This window comes from Pseudomonas peradeniyensis, assembly GCF_014268935.2.
Classification (GTDB): Bacteria; Pseudomonadota; Gammaproteobacteria; order Pseudomonadales; family Pseudomonadaceae; genus Aquipseudomonas; species Aquipseudomonas peradeniyensis.
On sequence record NZ_JABWRJ020000002.1, the window covers coordinates 730,609 to 743,917 of the forward strand.

At 64.0% G+C, this 13,309-nt stretch carries 10 protein-coding genes and 1 pseudogene; 3 read left to right on the forward strand and 8 right to left on the reverse strand.

Annotation, left to right across the window (positions count from 1 at the left end):
* Positions 1-20: 20 nt before the first annotated feature.
* The 6 genes from HU751_RS12845 to HU751_RS12870 all read right to left on the reverse strand — a co-directional run bounded on the left by HU751_RS12845 (position 21) and on the right by HU751_RS12870 (position 8,363).
* The gene (locus HU751_RS12845; RefSeq protein ID WP_186733849.1) at positions 21-1,331 is read right to left on the reverse strand and encodes an OprD family porin; all 1,311 of its coding nucleotides are present in this window, start codon (positions 1,329-1,331) and stop codon (positions 21-23) included.
* A 204-nt stretch (positions 1,332-1,535) separates the two neighbouring features.
* Positions 1,536-1,760, reverse strand: a complete 225-nt coding sequence (locus HU751_RS12850; protein ID WP_050703787.1) for a hypothetical protein — start codon at positions 1,758-1,760, stop codon at positions 1,536-1,538.
* 130 nt (positions 1,761-1,890) lie between these two features.
* Positions 1,891-3,306: a heavy metal sensor histidine kinase gene (locus HU751_RS12855; RefSeq protein ID WP_186733848.1), complete on the reverse strand. Its 1,416-nt coding sequence runs from the start codon at positions 3,304-3,306 to the stop codon at positions 1,891-1,893.
* A gap of 123 nt (positions 3,307-3,429) precedes the next feature.
* Entirely contained in the window at positions 3,430-4,101 is a 672-nt protein-coding gene (locus tag HU751_RS12860; protein WP_050703789.1) for a heavy metal response regulator transcription factor, read from the reverse strand.
* A gap of 9 nt (positions 4,102-4,110) precedes the next feature.
* Positions 4,111-7,203 carry a multidrug efflux RND transporter permease subunit gene (locus HU751_RS12865; protein ID WP_186733847.1) on the reverse strand — a complete coding sequence of 1,031 codons (3,093 nt, stop codon included), beginning with the start codon at positions 7,201-7,203 and terminating at the stop codon, positions 4,111-4,113.
* Complete coding sequence (locus HU751_RS12870; RefSeq protein ID WP_186733846.1) at positions 7,200-8,363, reverse strand: efflux RND transporter periplasmic adaptor subunit; 1,164 nt, start codon at positions 8,361-8,363, stop codon at positions 7,200-7,202. Before HU751_RS12870 ends, HU751_RS12865 begins: the two co-directional genes overlap by 4 nt.
* A 234-nt stretch (positions 8,364-8,597) precedes the next feature.
* On the opposite strand from HU751_RS12870, the pseudogene HU751_RS27325 reads away from it, so the two are divergent.
* Both HU751_RS27325 and HU751_RS12875 read left to right on the forward strand, forming a co-directional pair.
* A pseudogene (locus HU751_RS27325) lies at positions 8,598-8,867 on the forward strand (PAS domain-containing protein); the annotation flags it as partial.
* 258 nt (positions 8,868-9,125) lie between these two features.
* Complete coding sequence (locus tag HU751_RS12875; protein ID WP_437181052.1) at positions 9,126-10,169, forward strand: methyl-accepting chemotaxis protein; 1,044 nt, start codon at positions 9,126-9,128, stop codon at positions 10,167-10,169.
* A 118-nt stretch (positions 10,170-10,287) separates the two neighbouring features.
* On the opposite strand, the gene HU751_RS12880 is transcribed toward HU751_RS12875, so the two are convergent.
* Both HU751_RS12880 and HU751_RS12885 read right to left on the reverse strand, forming a co-directional pair.
* Positions 10,288-11,022 carry a YkgJ family cysteine cluster protein gene (locus tag HU751_RS12880; RefSeq protein WP_186733844.1) on the reverse strand — a complete coding sequence of 245 codons (735 nt, stop codon included), beginning with the start codon at positions 11,020-11,022 and terminating at the stop codon, positions 10,288-10,290.
* Positions 11,019-11,324, reverse strand: a complete 306-nt coding sequence (locus tag HU751_RS12885; protein WP_050703793.1) for a hypothetical protein — start codon at positions 11,322-11,324, stop codon at positions 11,019-11,021. The genes HU751_RS12880 and HU751_RS12885 overlap by 4 nt, the downstream gene beginning before the upstream one ends.
* Before the next feature lie 187 nt (positions 11,325-11,511).
* Between HU751_RS12885 and HU751_RS12890 the strand changes: the two genes are divergently transcribed.
* The gene (locus HU751_RS12890) at positions 11,512-13,239 is read left to right on the forward strand and encodes an anti-phage dCTP deaminase (RefSeq protein ID WP_186733843.1); all 1,728 of its coding nucleotides are present in this window, start codon (positions 11,512-11,514) and stop codon (positions 13,237-13,239) included.
* Positions 13,240-13,309: the final 70 nt, after the last annotated feature.

Genomic DNA, 13,309 nt, shown 5'->3' on the forward strand with positions numbered 1-13,309 from the left:
GCCCCGCGATCGGTTCCGGATCAGAACACGTTCAACGGATAATCCACGATCACGCGGAATTCGTCATTGTCCTGGATGTCCGAGTACGCCGCGTTGGCCCGGTGCGTGGCATAGCGCAGCAGCACCGACAGGTCCTTCAGCTGGCCTTGCTGGAACACGTACTTCACGTCGAAGTCGCGCTCCCAGTGCCGGGCATTCTCGCCGTCGGCGTTATAGAAGGCGTAGTACTGGGTGTCCTGGCTGGCCTTGGTCAGGTCGGCCTTGCCGCGCGAGTACGACAGCGAGGTGCTCAGGCCCGGCATGCCGAGGCCGGCGAAGTCATAGTCGTACTGCAGCTTCCAGGAGCGCTCGTTCGGCGCGTTGAAGTCCGAGTACATGCGCGAGTTGTCGAGGAAGATGCTGTCGCCCAGGTTGATGTAGTCGAACGGCGTGTCGCCGTTGACCCGCTGGTAGGCTGCGGTGACGCTGTGGTACCCGGCGGCCACGGTGAAGTGCACGCTCCAGGTGTTGTTGTCGATGTCGCCCAGCTTCGACTGGCCGGTGTCCTGGGTGTGGTAGAAGTGCACGCCTGGGTTCAGGCTGACCAGGTCGTTGACCTGGTAGGTGTAGTCGAAATCGGCGTAGTACTGGTTCCAGATGTCCTTCAGCTCGGCGGCGTAGACGTTGGCGGTAACGCCTTCGGTGCCGCTCCACGACGCGCCGGCCCAGCTCAGGTTCTGGCTGTCCTGCTCGGTGGTCTGCTGGCTGTAGTAGGTGTTGATGCGGCGGTGGCCGCTCTGGTTGTACGGCTTGGTGAAGCTGACCTTGCCGCCTTCGAGCATCAGCCCGTCGATGCTGCGGTTGGTCACGGCGACGCCGCGGAAGGTCTGCGGCAGCATGCGGCTTTCGCCACCGGCGATCACCGGGTTGGTGAGGAACAGGTCACCGGCCTTGAACTCGGTGTCGAAGCCCTTGAGCTTGATCGCGCCGCCGGCGGTGGAGAAGGCGTGGCGTGCCTTGTCTTCCGGCGCGCTCGGCAGGATCGAGGTGCCGGCGCGGCCGCCGCCGCCGTCCAGCTTCAGGCCGACCATGGCGTGGGCGTCGAGGCCGAAGCCGATCACGCCGGGCGTGTAGCCGGACTCGAAGCGGGCGACGGCACCCTGGCCCCACTCGCGCTTGTCCTTGATCGAGGCATTCTTCTCGTTGCGGTTGAAGTAGGCATTTCTGAAGTGCAGGTTCAGCGTGGAACCTTCGATGAAGCCATCAGCCTTGTCTTCATCGGCCTGTACGGCCATGGGCATCGTTGCGGCCAATGCAACGAACAGAGGGGTGAAACGAAACGCAAAAGACACCGGTACAAACTCCTTTGGTCAAGCGATGGGGCAGTTTTTTATTGTCGTGTCTGCAAGTTCTTATTAGAGACGTAACAGCCAGGCTGATATTTTCGACGCATAAAAAAAGCCGCTGAAAGGCAGCGGCTTTGAAAGGCTAACATATCGTCACGGGCACTGCCCATGGTGTAGCCAAGGGAAAACTGGAAACCGGCGTGGGGCCGATCAGCTGTCGGCATCGGTGTCGACAGAGACTTTGGAAGCGGTCTGCCGTGCGTCTTTTACCGCATCGGCCTGTTGCGCGGCGTAGGCTTCGCGAGCCTCTTGGTGAACTGCGGCAAATTCTGCGTTACGGGCGACGAAGGCCGGGGATTCTTCGGCCATGGCCAGGGGCGACAACAACAGGGAAGACAGGACGAACACGCTGGCAATACCCATACTGTTGGACATTTGATGCAACCTTCTTGCGCGGCAAGTGCTAATGGAGACAGGGCTAAAGTTAGTCCTGTAAACAGCGGGGAAACAGAGGCTGTTCAGATAAGCACTGTTGCGCAAAAAGTAATGATCGCGGCAAAAATACTCAGACTTTTACCGCAAACCCGCGTAGTTGAGCGTTCGGCAAGTTGATACCGAAGGTATTGGCCCCGGCTTCGCTGTGCACGAAAACACTGCCGCCGTGCATCAGGGCGATCGCCTTGACGATGGCCAGGCCCAGCCCGTGGTTGCCGCCGCCGCTGTTGGCACGAGCTGCATCCACTCGGTAGAAGCGCTCGAACAGCATCGGCAGGTGCTCGTCGGCAATCGCCGGCCCCGGGTTGCTCACGGCGATGCTGACCTGTTCCTCGCCCGTCTCGATGCGCACCTGGATCACCTGGTGCGGCGCGGTGTGCTGCACGGCGTTGTTCAGCAGGTTGATCAGCGCCCGGCGTAGCTGGGCCTTTTCGAAACAGGCTTGGGCGTCGCCGCTGACGCTGACGCTGACCTGGGCGTCCTCGAGGATATAGTCGAGGTAGTCGAGGGTGGTGGCCACTTCCTCGGCCAGCGACGCGCTGGTCAGCGAGGTGGCCTTGCTGCCTTGGTCGGCGCTGGCCAGGAACAGCATGTCGTTGATGATGCTGCGCAGCCGCTCCAGCTCCTCGAGGTTCGATTGCAGCACCTCGAAGTAGTGCTCGGCGCTGCGCCCACGGGTCAGGGCGACCTGGGTCTGGCCGATCAGGTTGGTCAGCGGCGAGCGCAGTTCGTGGGCGACGTCGGCGTTGAAGGCCTCGAGTTGCGAATAGGCCTGGCTAACCCGGTCGAGGGCGGCGTTGAAGGCACCGGCGAACTGCGCCAGCTCCGGCGGCAGGTCGCGGGTCTGCAGGCGGCCGTCCAGGCGTGGCGGGGCCAGGGCCTGGGCTTCGTCCGACAGCGCCAGCAGGGGCCTGAGGCCGATGCGCGCGACCCAGTAGCCGAGCAGCGAGGCCAGCAGCACGCCGAAGGCGGCCAGGCCGACGATGGCCACCAGCAGGCTGTGCTGGGCCTGCCAGAAAGTCTCGGTGTCGATGCCGATCAGAAAGCGCAGCGGCGGGCGCTCACCCAGCGTCGGCAGTTCGCTGACCAGCACCTTGTACGGGTAGGGGCTGTCGCTCAGGCGCAGGTCGCGCATGCCCGGCGCGCCCTCGGCGAAGCCGCGCACCTGCTCGGTGGGATGGCCGTACTCGAAGGCCGGGTTGCTGCTCACCACCCAGAAGCGGATGCGCCGGTCTTCCTCGCTGAGCAGGTTGAGCTTGTTGTTGATCTTGGCCCAGTGCTCGGGGGTGCCGTAGCGGTTGAGGGTGGATTCGAGCACGCTGAAGCGCGCGTCCAGTTCGGCGGCTGGCAGCAGGTCGAGGCTGCGGTCGACCTGGCGGTACAGGGCGCTGCCGATCAGCACGAACACGGCCAGGGCCACCAGGGTGAACAGGGCCGAGAGGCGCAGGGCGATGGAGTTGCTGGGTTTGCTGGGCAAAAGGGTCATGGGCAAATCTCCCTGGGGGCTGCTGCGCAGCCCTTTCGCGGCACAAGGCCGCTCCTACAGAGGATCACGTCTCCCTGTAGGAGCGGCCTTGTGCCGCGAAAGGGGCGCGCAGCGCCCCCCGGGCTATCCACGGTGCTCCAGGACATAACCCATGCCTCGAATGGTATGCAGCAGCTTGTTGTCGAACGGCCCGTCGAGCTTGGCGCGCAGGCGCTTGATGGCCACCTCGACGACATTGGCGTCGCTGTCGAAGTTGATGTCCCAGACCAGCTCGGCGATGGCCGTTTTGGACAGGATCTCGCCCTGGCGCCGGGCCAGCACGCTGAGCAGCGAGAACTCCTTGGCGGTCAGATCCAGGCGCGCGCCCGCGCGAGTGGCCTTGCGCGCCATCAGGTCGATCCACAGGTCCGCCACCTGAATCTGCAAGGGCTCATGAATGGCGCTGCGTCGCGTCAAGGCCTGCAGGCGGGCGACCAGTTCAAGGAACGAGAACGGCTTGCCCAGGTAGTCGTCGGCGCCTTCGCGCAGGCCATGAATACGGTCCTCGACTCGCTCACGGGCGGTGAGCATGATCACCGGCGTCTGCTTGCGCGCCCGCAGTGCGCGCAGCACGCCGTAACCATCCAGGCCCGGCAGCATCACGTCGAGCACGATCACCGCGTAGTCGCCTTCCAGGGCCAGGTGCAGGCCGTCGATGCCGTCGCGGGCCAGGTCGACGGTGAAGCCCTGCTCGGTGAGGCCGCGATGCAGGTAGTCGGCGGTTTTCTCTTCGTCTTCGATGATCAGCACACGCATGGTCTTGTCTCAACTGGCGGTCGGCGCGGGGGCGGCAGCGGCCCGGCGGCGGTGGAACAGGTGCTCCAGGGCCAAGTATATGACCGGGGTGGTGAACAGCGTCAGCGCCTGGCTCACCAGCAGGCCGCCGACCACGGCGATGCCCAGCGGCTGGCGCAGTTCGGCGCCGGTGCCGAAGCCGAACATCAGCGGCACCGCGCCGAGCAGCGCGGCCAGGGTGGTCATGATGATCGGACGGAAGCGCACCAGGCATGCCTGGCGGATCGCCTGCTCGGGCGTCATGCCCTGGTGGCGCTGGGCGTCGAGGGCGAAGTCGATGAGCAGGATGCCGTTCTTCTTGACGATGCCGATCAGCAGCACCACGCCGATCAGGCCCATGATGGTGAAGTCCTGGCCCATCAGCCACAGCAGGATCAGCGCGCCCAGGCCCGCCGAGGGCAGGGTGGAGATGATGGTCAGCGGGTGCACGAAGCTCTCGTAGAGCACGCCGAGGATGATGTACACCGCCACCAGCGCGGCGAGGATCAGGTACGGCTGGCTCGACAGCGAGCTCTGGAACGCCTGGGCCGCGCCCTGGAAGTTGCCGGCGATGGAGTCGGGCATGCCCAGCTCGCGCTGGGTGCGTTCGAGGATCTGCACCGCGTCGCCCAGAGCCACGCCGGGGGCCAGGTTGAACGACAGGTTGGCCGCCGGGAACAGGCCGTCATGGCTGATCGACAGGGGCCCGGTGCTGGGCGGCGCGACATGGGCCAGGGCCGACAGCGGCACCATCTCGCCGGACAGCGGCGAGCGCAGGTAGAAGTAGTTGAGGCTCTCGGCCTTGCCGCGCTGGCGGGCGTCCAGCTCGAGGATCACCTTGTACTGGTTGGTCTCGGTCTGGAACTCGCTGATCTGCCGCTGGCCGAAGGCGTCGTACAGCGCCTGGTCGACGTCGGTGGTGGTCAGGCCGAAGCGCGCCGCAGCCTGACGGTCGATGTCGATGCGGGTGACGCTGGCGCCCAGCTGCAGGTCGTTGGACAGGTCGCGGAACGCCGGATTCTCGCGCAGGCGCTCGGTCAGGCGCTGGGTCCACAGGTTCAGCGCCACGCCGTCATTGCTCTTGAGCACGTACTGGTACTGGGTGCGCGAGGGGCCGGAGCTGAGGTTGATGTCCTGCCCGGCGCGCAGGTACAGGACGATGCCGGGAATCTGCATCAGTTTCGGGCGCATGCGGTCGATCCATTCACTGGCCGAGACGTCGCGTTCGCCGCGGGGCTTGAGGGAAATCCAGAAGCGACCGTTGGCGATGGTCTGGTTGCTGCCGGTGACGCCGACCGAGTGGGAGAAGGCGCGTACCGCAGGGTCCGCCTCGATGATTTTCGCCAGGGCCTGGTGCTTCTCGATCATTGCCGGGTAGGAGACATCCGCCGCCGCCTCGGTGGTGCCGAGGATGAAACCGGTGTCCTGCAACGGGAAGAAGCCCTTGGGGATGGCCACGTAGCCGGCCACCGCCAGCGCCAGGGTCAGGCCGAACACGCCAAGGGTGACCCGCCGATGCGCCAGGGCCCGGTCCAGGCCCTTCTCGTACCAGCGCACCAGGCGCTGGCCGAGGCCGCCATGTTGTTCCTCGGGCGGGCGGCGCATGCACAGCGCGGCCAGGGTCGGCGCCAGGGTCAGCGAGACCACCACCGAAATCAGGATGGTCGCGGTGGCGGTCAGGGCGAATTCCTTGAACAGCCGGCCGACCACGCCGCCCATGAACAGCAGCGGGATGAACGCGGCGATCAGCGAGAAGCTGATCGACACCACGGTGAAGCCGATCTCGCCAGCGCCCTTGAGCGCGGCGGTGCGGCTGTCGTCGCCGGCCTCCAGGTGGCGGTGGATGTTCTCCACCACGACGATGGCGTCATCCACCACGAAGCCCACGGCGATGACGATGGCCACCAGGGTGAGGTTGTTGAGGCTGAAGCCGAACACGTACATCAGCGCGCAAGTGGCGATCAGCGATACGCCAAGCACACTGGAGACGATGAAGGTCGCCGACCACTGGCGCAGGAACAGCGCCATCACCCCGATCACCAGGGCCACGGCAATCATCAGGGTCAGCTCCACCTCGTGCAGCGAGGCGCGGATGGTTTGGGTGCGGTCCTGCAGCACCGAGACATCGACCGCCGCCGGCAGCATCTCTTGCAGGCGGGGCAGGGCATCAAGCACCCGGTCCACGGTGTCGACGATGTTGGCGCCGGGCTGGCGGAAGATCACCAGGTTGAGCCCCGGCCGGTCGCCGGACCAGGCCTTCACATAGGCGTTCTCGGCGCCATCGATCACCTTGGCCACGTCGGCCAGGTGCACCGGCGCGCCGTTGCGGTAGCTGACGATCAGCCTGGCGTAGTCCTCGGGGTGGAACAGCTGGTCGTTGGCGGCAAGGGTCGACACGCTGTGCTCGCCGTACAGCGCGCCCTTGGCCAGGTTGAGGCTGGTCTGCTGGATGGCCAGGCGGATATCGGCCAGGGTCAGGCCGATGGCGGCGAGCTTCTCGGGCTGGGCCTGCACGCGGATGGCCGGGCGCAGCTGGCCGGTGATGTTGATCAGGCCGACCCCGTCGATCTGGCTGAGCTGGCGGGCCAGCAGGGTCTCGGCGTAGTCGCTCAGTTCGTTGCCGGGCATCTGCGTCGAGCTGACGGTGAGGATCAGCACCGGGCTGTCGGCCGGGTTGACCTTGCGCCAGGTCGGCGGGCTGGGCATGTCCTGGGGCAGGCGCGCGGTGGCGGTGTTGATCGCCGCCTGGACTTCCTGGGCGGCGGTGTCGATGTTCTTGTCGAGGGTGAACTGCAGGATCAGGTTGGTCGAGCCCAGGGCGCTGCTGCTGGTCATCTGGGTCATGCCGGGGATGGCGCTGAACTGCACCTCCAGGGGCGTCGCCACCGACGAGGCCATGGTTTCCGGGCTGGCGCCGGGCAGCTGGGCGGTGACCTGGATGGTCGGGAAGTCGGCCTCGGGCAGGGGCGCCACCGGCAGGCGCGGGAAGGCGATGGCGCCCAGCAGCACCAGGGCGAAGGTCAGCAGCAGGGTGGCGATGGGGTGATCGATGCACCAGGCCGAGACGCCGTTGCGGGTGTTCATGGCTGGCTCCTGCGGTCGGCCATCTCCGCCGGGGCGGGGGCGTCAGGCGTGACCTCGACGGTGCTGCCGGGCTTGAGCCGCGACTGGCCGTCCAGCACCAGGCGGTCGCCGGCCTTGACCCCGGCGATGACGTTCAGCGTGCTGTCCTGGTACACCACCTTGACCGGCACGGCGCTGACCTTGTCGCCGTCCAGGCGGTAGACGAAGTGGCCGTCGATGCTGCGTTGCACCACCGGTGGCGGCACCACCAGGGCGTCCTCGTCCACCGCCGTGCGCAGGCGCACGGTGACCAGCTGGCCGGGCCACAGGCGGCCGTCCTTGTTGTCGAACTCGGCCTTGACCCGCACCGTGCCGGTGGTGGCCGAGACCTGATTGTCGATCAGCATCAGGTGGCCCCTGGCGAGCAGGCTGCGTTCACCGTCGGCGTCCATGTACGCCTCGACCTCGGCGGGGGTAGGTGATTTCAGCAAGCCCTGCAGGACCGGGAGCTGCTGCTGAGGCAGGGCGAACTCCACGGCGATCGGGTCGATCTGGGTGACGCTGAACAGGCTCTGGGTGTCGCTGGTGCGCACCAGGTTGCCGGGGTCGACGTTGCGGATGCCGACGCGGCCGGTGACCGGCGAGCGGATCTGCGTGTAGCTGAGCTGCACCGCGGCATTGTCGATGGCCGCCTGGTTGCCCTTGAGGGTTGCCTGCAACTGGTTCACCAGGGCCTGCTGCTGGTCGAGGGTCTGCTTCGACACACCGTCGTCGGTGCTCAGCAGTTGGTAGCGCTTGAGGTTGACGTTGCCGACCTGCAACTGCGCCTGGGTCTGGCCGAGCTGGGCGCGGGCCTGGTCCAGGTTTGCGCGGATCGCCCGGTCGTCGAGGGTGGCCAGCAGATCACCCTGGCTGACCCACTGGCCTTCCTTGACCAGCACCTGGGTCAGCACACCCTCGACCTGGGGGCGGACCTCGACGCTGTGCAGCGACAGCACCGAGCCGATGGCGCTGAGGTAGCGCGGCACGTCCTGCTGGGCCACCTCGACCACCCGTACCGGGATCGCGCTGGCGGTGCGGCTGGCCGGAGCTTGCTGGCGCAATCCCTGCCAGGTGCCGACGGCGGCCAGCAGGACCAGGGCCAGGGCGGCGAGAACGAGGGAGCGGGACGGACGTCGCATCGGGGCGGGCACCTTGGCCAAGGGGCTGGGAAAAAGATTCGGCTATTGCAGGGTTATAGCGCGCCGACCGGGTCGGCAGCGTGACGCCTGGCTGTCACGGCTGTCAGTTTCGACGGGTTGATGGCCAAGTGCCAATACCCTGCCATGGATCAATATTGCACCGGCGTTTGCCCCTAGAGTCGTACGCCCTGCCGATTTCCCGTACAACAACGAGAGCCTCCGATGAAGTGCAATATGCCTGTTACCGGTCGCGAAGTGGATTACCCCGGCGACGCCAACATCCTGTCCACCACCGACCTGGACAGCCGCATCACCTATGCCAACGACGATTTCCTGCGGGTCAGCGGGTTCTCCCGCGAGGAACTGCTGGGCAGTGCCCATCACATCGTCCGCCATCCCGACATGCCGCCCCAGGCGTTCGCCCAGATGTGGCAGGCGCTCAAGGCCGGCCGTTCGTGGATGGGGTTGGTGAAGAACCGCTGCAAGAACGGCGACCACTACTGGGTGAGCGCCTTCGTCTCGCCGATCAGCAGCGGCGGGCAGGCGCTGGAGTACCAGTCGGTGCGGACCAAGCCCGGGGCCGAGCAGGTCGCGGCGGCCGAGCGCTGCTATGCGCGTCTGCGCGAAGGCCGGCGTGGCTGGCGCGAGCGCTTGCCGGTGCTGGGGTTGGGTTCGCGTCTGTCGCTGGCGGTCGGTGCCGTGCTGGCGGTGGTGCTGGGTGCCGGGCAGTGGTGGCTGGGGGCGCCGCTGCTGGAATCGCTGATGGAGGTGGCGACGGCCGCAGGCTTGAGCAGCCTGGCGATCCTGGTGCTGTTGCGCCCTTACGAGCGCTTGCGCCAGCAGGCCCAGGCGATCGCCGACAATCCGCTGAGCCAGCAGTTGTATACCGGCCGGCGTGACGGCCTGGGGCAGATCGAGTTCGCCATGCGCATGCTCAAGGCGCAGCTGGGGGCGGTGGTCGGGCGCATCGGCGACACCTCGTCACGTCTGGCCGGGCATTCCGGCTCGCTGGTCGAGGCCTTGCACAGCAGTCACGCCAACAGCTTGGAGCAGCAGAGCGAAGCCGACCAGGTGGCCACGGCGATCCACCAGATGAGCGCCAGCGTCGCCCAGGTAGCCAGCAGCGCGCAGATGGCGGCGATGGCCGCCGACCAGGCCGAGGACGAAACCCAGTCCGGCCACCAGTTGGTCGACCGCAACCGTTGCGCGATCCAGGACCTGGCCGGCTCGCTGGTCGAGGCCAGCGAAGTGATTCACCAACTGGAGAGCCACAGCAGCGAGATCTCCGGAGTGCTCGACGTGATCCGCGGCATTGCCGAACAGACCAACCTGCTGGCGCTCAACGCCGCCATCGAGGCAGCCCGGGCCGGCGACCAGGGGCGTGGCTTCGCGGTGGTCGCCGACGAGGTGCGCGGACTGGCCCAGCGCACCGCGCAGTCCACCCACGATATCCAGCGCATGATCGCCGCCCTGCAGGACGGCGCCCGTGCGGCGGTGCAGGTGATGCAGCAGAGCAGCGCCCATGCCGGGCACAGCGTCGAGCAGGCGCAGTTGGCCAGCGACGCGCTGGACAGCATCAGCGTGCGGGTCAACCAGATCAACGAGATGAGCCTGCAGATCGCCGCGGCGGTGGAGCAGCAGAGCCAGGTCAGCGAGAACATCAACCGCAACATCACCAGCATTCGCCAGGCCAGCGAGGCGACGGTCAGCGTCGGGCAGCGCAGCCACAGCAGCGCCAGTGACGTGGCGGACCTGGCCAAGGACCTGCGGCGGCTGGCGGATGAGTTCTGGCGGCGGTGTCAGTGATTGACTGAGTTGTCAGTGCCGGCCCTATCGCGGGGCAAGCCCGCTCCCACAAAAAATTGGCATCGATGCTTCAAAGGGGTAGGGCGTGGGAGCGGGCTTGCCCCGCGATTGGATCTCTCTAGAAACCGATGAACGCGTAGTAGACCGGCGCTTCGCCCGTCACCCGCAGGCGGTGATCCTGCAGCTCGGTCGCAAGCGCCTCGTCCTGCACATGCACCACCCACGGCCCATCGACCGCTGTTGGCGACTGTTCCAGCACCGCAGCGAACGCTGCCATGTCCGGCAACCACGCGGTAAACCCGTTGCCCTTCAGCGCGCTGGTGGTCATCCCCAGCGCCTGGCAGATCGCAACCTTGGCGGCGATATCGTCGCGGTCCGCCTGGCGCGAGGCCTCGATCAAGGCGCGCAGCGCCTCATCCACCGGCAGGCTGCCATGAATCAGCTCAGGCCCTTGTTCCCAAGCCTCGGGCGGGCAGTCCTTGTTTTCCGGCCGCAGCGGCAGGTGCGGGTTGATCTCCGCCGGGTAGATGCGGCAGACCAGTGGTCGGCTTTCATAGATGCCGCACAGGTCGTTGTCGTCAAGGTTGCGGCAGCGCCCCGGGTTGAAGGCGGCGAAGGTGACCGATACGTGTAACTGCCCAGCGCCACAGGACACCGGGAACGAGCGGCGCAGCACATGCTCGCGCTGCTCTGCCGGCATGCCAGGGCCATCGGCAATGAACCCTTCGATCAGTACCACCACCTGGCCGCCGGAAGCCGCCCACTGGCGGGCCTCGGCAAGTGTCAGCGGCACATGATGGCCCGTGCAGCATTTGCCGCAGCCGGTGCAGGCGAAGCGAATACTGTCGCTCATCGCTTGCCGGCTTCCCATTCGCTGGTGAAGGCTTGCTGGCGTTGGCGGTCGTAGAGGCACAGCTCGGTACCGGTGCGGTTCTGCATGTGCTTCTGGGGGTAGGTGCCCTCGATCAGCAGCGCGCTGTAACCGACCTGGTCGTCGAACTCGGCGGGTTTGCCCAGGGCGTGGGCATCCTTGAACTGGCTGGCGGCCAGGCAGGCCTTGAGCATGTGCTGGCGCTGGTCGCTCCAGGCTTGTGGCGTCGAAGCTTGGGCGGAAACGGTTAGTAACGAAAGGCTAAGCAGTATCGAACGTAGCATGGGGCATGACCTCAACAAGAGAGGGAATTATGCCTTCCCATTGGCACAACGCAAATTGCGAATTTTCCTACGTTTTTAGCGGAAATCTGAAACTTTATTAGCAACCATTGCTCGCGCTGGAAAGAGGATGATTCGTGGCTATACCTGTAGGGATTCGAAAGCCAATGGGTAACTGTGAGGTCATGGAATGCGTTTCGAGGGATCATTCGCGCAGTTGAAGGAGCGCCTGGAAGTATTGGCGCAGGTTGGAACATGGAAAGAACTTAACCCGAACCAGTATGAATTTCGCGCCCGTAGCGGTGGTGTGATGTCTTGGTATCCGGGCACGGGTGAACTGAGTTTTCAGGGGAAGCCTGAGTCGTCCCGGGAACTGGAGCAATTGGTAAGAGGGGTACTGTCACAGGCGGGTGTGGCTCTGTCTGATGCCAGGCCGCTCATGGAGAACCTTGCGCACGCTCCTGAAGTTATGAATATGTCCTTCCTGGATGATTCCTATGCGGATTCCGAGCTGGTTCTTGGATTTGTCGGGGCACTGGGAACTGACCTGAAAGTGGTGTGCCAAATAGTCGAGGAACGGCTCAAGGCGTTTCGCTATACCTCACACGTCATTCGTATATCCACTGATGTTATTGCAAAGATCGGGAACGTTCCGGATACCCAGGATCGCGCTGAGCGTATCGACAGGTACATGTGTGAAGGTAATCGGTTAAGGGAGGCATCTGGAGATAATTCGATACTGGCGTTGGGTGCTGCTGTCGCCATCAGCCAATTGAGAGCTCAGGAAAGTCAGGCGGAGCCTGGTCGAAATGCCTATCTGATCAACTCTTTGAAAACACCGTTTGAGGTGCAGCGATTACGTAAGATCTATGCCGGGGGCTTCTTCCTGATCGGGGTGCATGCAGACCATGAACGTAGAAGTCGCTATCTTCTCGATGACTTACGATTGACCGAGGAGCAGGCGGCGGATCTGATTTCACGAGATGAAAACGAAAAGGAGGCCTACGGGCAGCACACCCGTGACACCTATCATTTGTCTGACTTCTTTGTCAGCTATGACGGGAATCTTGATGCCCTCAAGAATCAGGTCTGGCGGATTCTGGATCTGTTGTTCGGAAAACCCTACGTTACCCCCACCTTCGATGAGTATGCGATGTTCATGGCTTTTTCTGCCTCACTGAGGTCCGCTGATCTGTCGCGTCAGGTTGGTGCTGTACTGACCAAGCACGATTGCATCATCGCAACAGGGGCTAACGATGTACCCAAGGCAGGAGGCGGTCTGTACTGGCCTAGCAAGAATGATGCTCATGAAATTGTGGATGAGGAGGATGGAAGGGACTACAAGCGAGGCGAGGATTCCAATGCCATACAAAAAAAGGAAATAATAGAAAATATTATTCGCTCACTGCCCGAGCATTGTCGGGATGAAGTCGCGCCCTTGATAAAAGACAGTGGAATAAAAGATATCACCGAGTATGGCCGGGTTGTCCATGCGGAAATGGAAGCGCTGTTGTCATCTTCACGGGTGGGGGTAAGTGCGGTCGATAGTACGTTGTATTGCACTACCTACCCTTGCCATAATTGCGCGAAGCACATCATCGCCGCGGGTGTTGATCGTGTGGTGTATGTCGAGCCCTACCCAAAGAGTAAAGCGCAGAAGTTTCATTCGGACTCGATTTCCCTGGAGCGTTCGCGTAAAGGGGTATTTTTTGACGCCTTCATCGGCGTCGGGCCAAGGAGCTTCTTTGATCTGTTTTCCATGAATCTGGGTAGTGGCTACGCTGTCATACGTAAGACCGAGGATGGGCAAGCGGTTGACTGGACTGCAGCAAATGCTAAATTGCGAACCCAGATGCAGCCTTGCTCATATATCGATCGCGAATATATGGCCGGGTATACTTTGTCAACGTACTTGTAGGGTGATTCCGATGAGCGGAAGTAAAGAGGAATTTCTTCGTTATCTCGATGAGTGCCGCGAAAAGGTACAG

Coding starts and splice junctions, on each gene's coding strand:
- HU751_RS12850 (WP_050703787.1), bottom strand. CDS start 1,760: ATGTCCAACAGTATGGGTATTGCCAGCGTGTTCGTCCTGTCTTCCCTG.
- HU751_RS12865 (WP_186733847.1), bottom strand. CDS start 7,203: ATGAACACCCGCAACGGCGTCTCGGCCTGGTGCATCGATCACCCCATC.
- HU751_RS12860 (WP_050703789.1), bottom strand. CDS start 4,101: ATGCGTGTGCTGATCATCGAAGACGAAGAGAAAACCGCCGACTACCTG.
- HU751_RS12855 (WP_186733848.1), bottom strand. CDS start 3,306: ATGACCCTTTTGCCCAGCAAACCCAGCAACTCCATCGCCCTGCGCCTC.
- HU751_RS12870 (WP_186733846.1), bottom strand. CDS start 8,363: ATGCGACGTCCGTCCCGCTCCCTCGTTCTCGCCGCCCTGGCCCTGGTC.
- HU751_RS12885 (WP_050703793.1), bottom strand. CDS start 11,324: ATGCTACGTTCGATACTGCTTAGCCTTTCGTTACTAACCGTTTCCGCC.
- HU751_RS12880 (WP_186733844.1), bottom strand. CDS start 11,022: ATGAGCGACAGTATTCGCTTCGCCTGCACCGGCTGCGGCAAATGCTGC.
- HU751_RS12890 (WP_186733843.1), top strand. CDS start 11,512: ATGCGTTTCGAGGGATCATTCGCGCAGTTGAAGGAGCGCCTGGAAGTA.
- HU751_RS12875 (WP_437181052.1), top strand. CDS start 9,126: ATGGAGGTGGCGACGGCCGCAGGCTTGAGCAGCCTGGCGATCCTGGTG.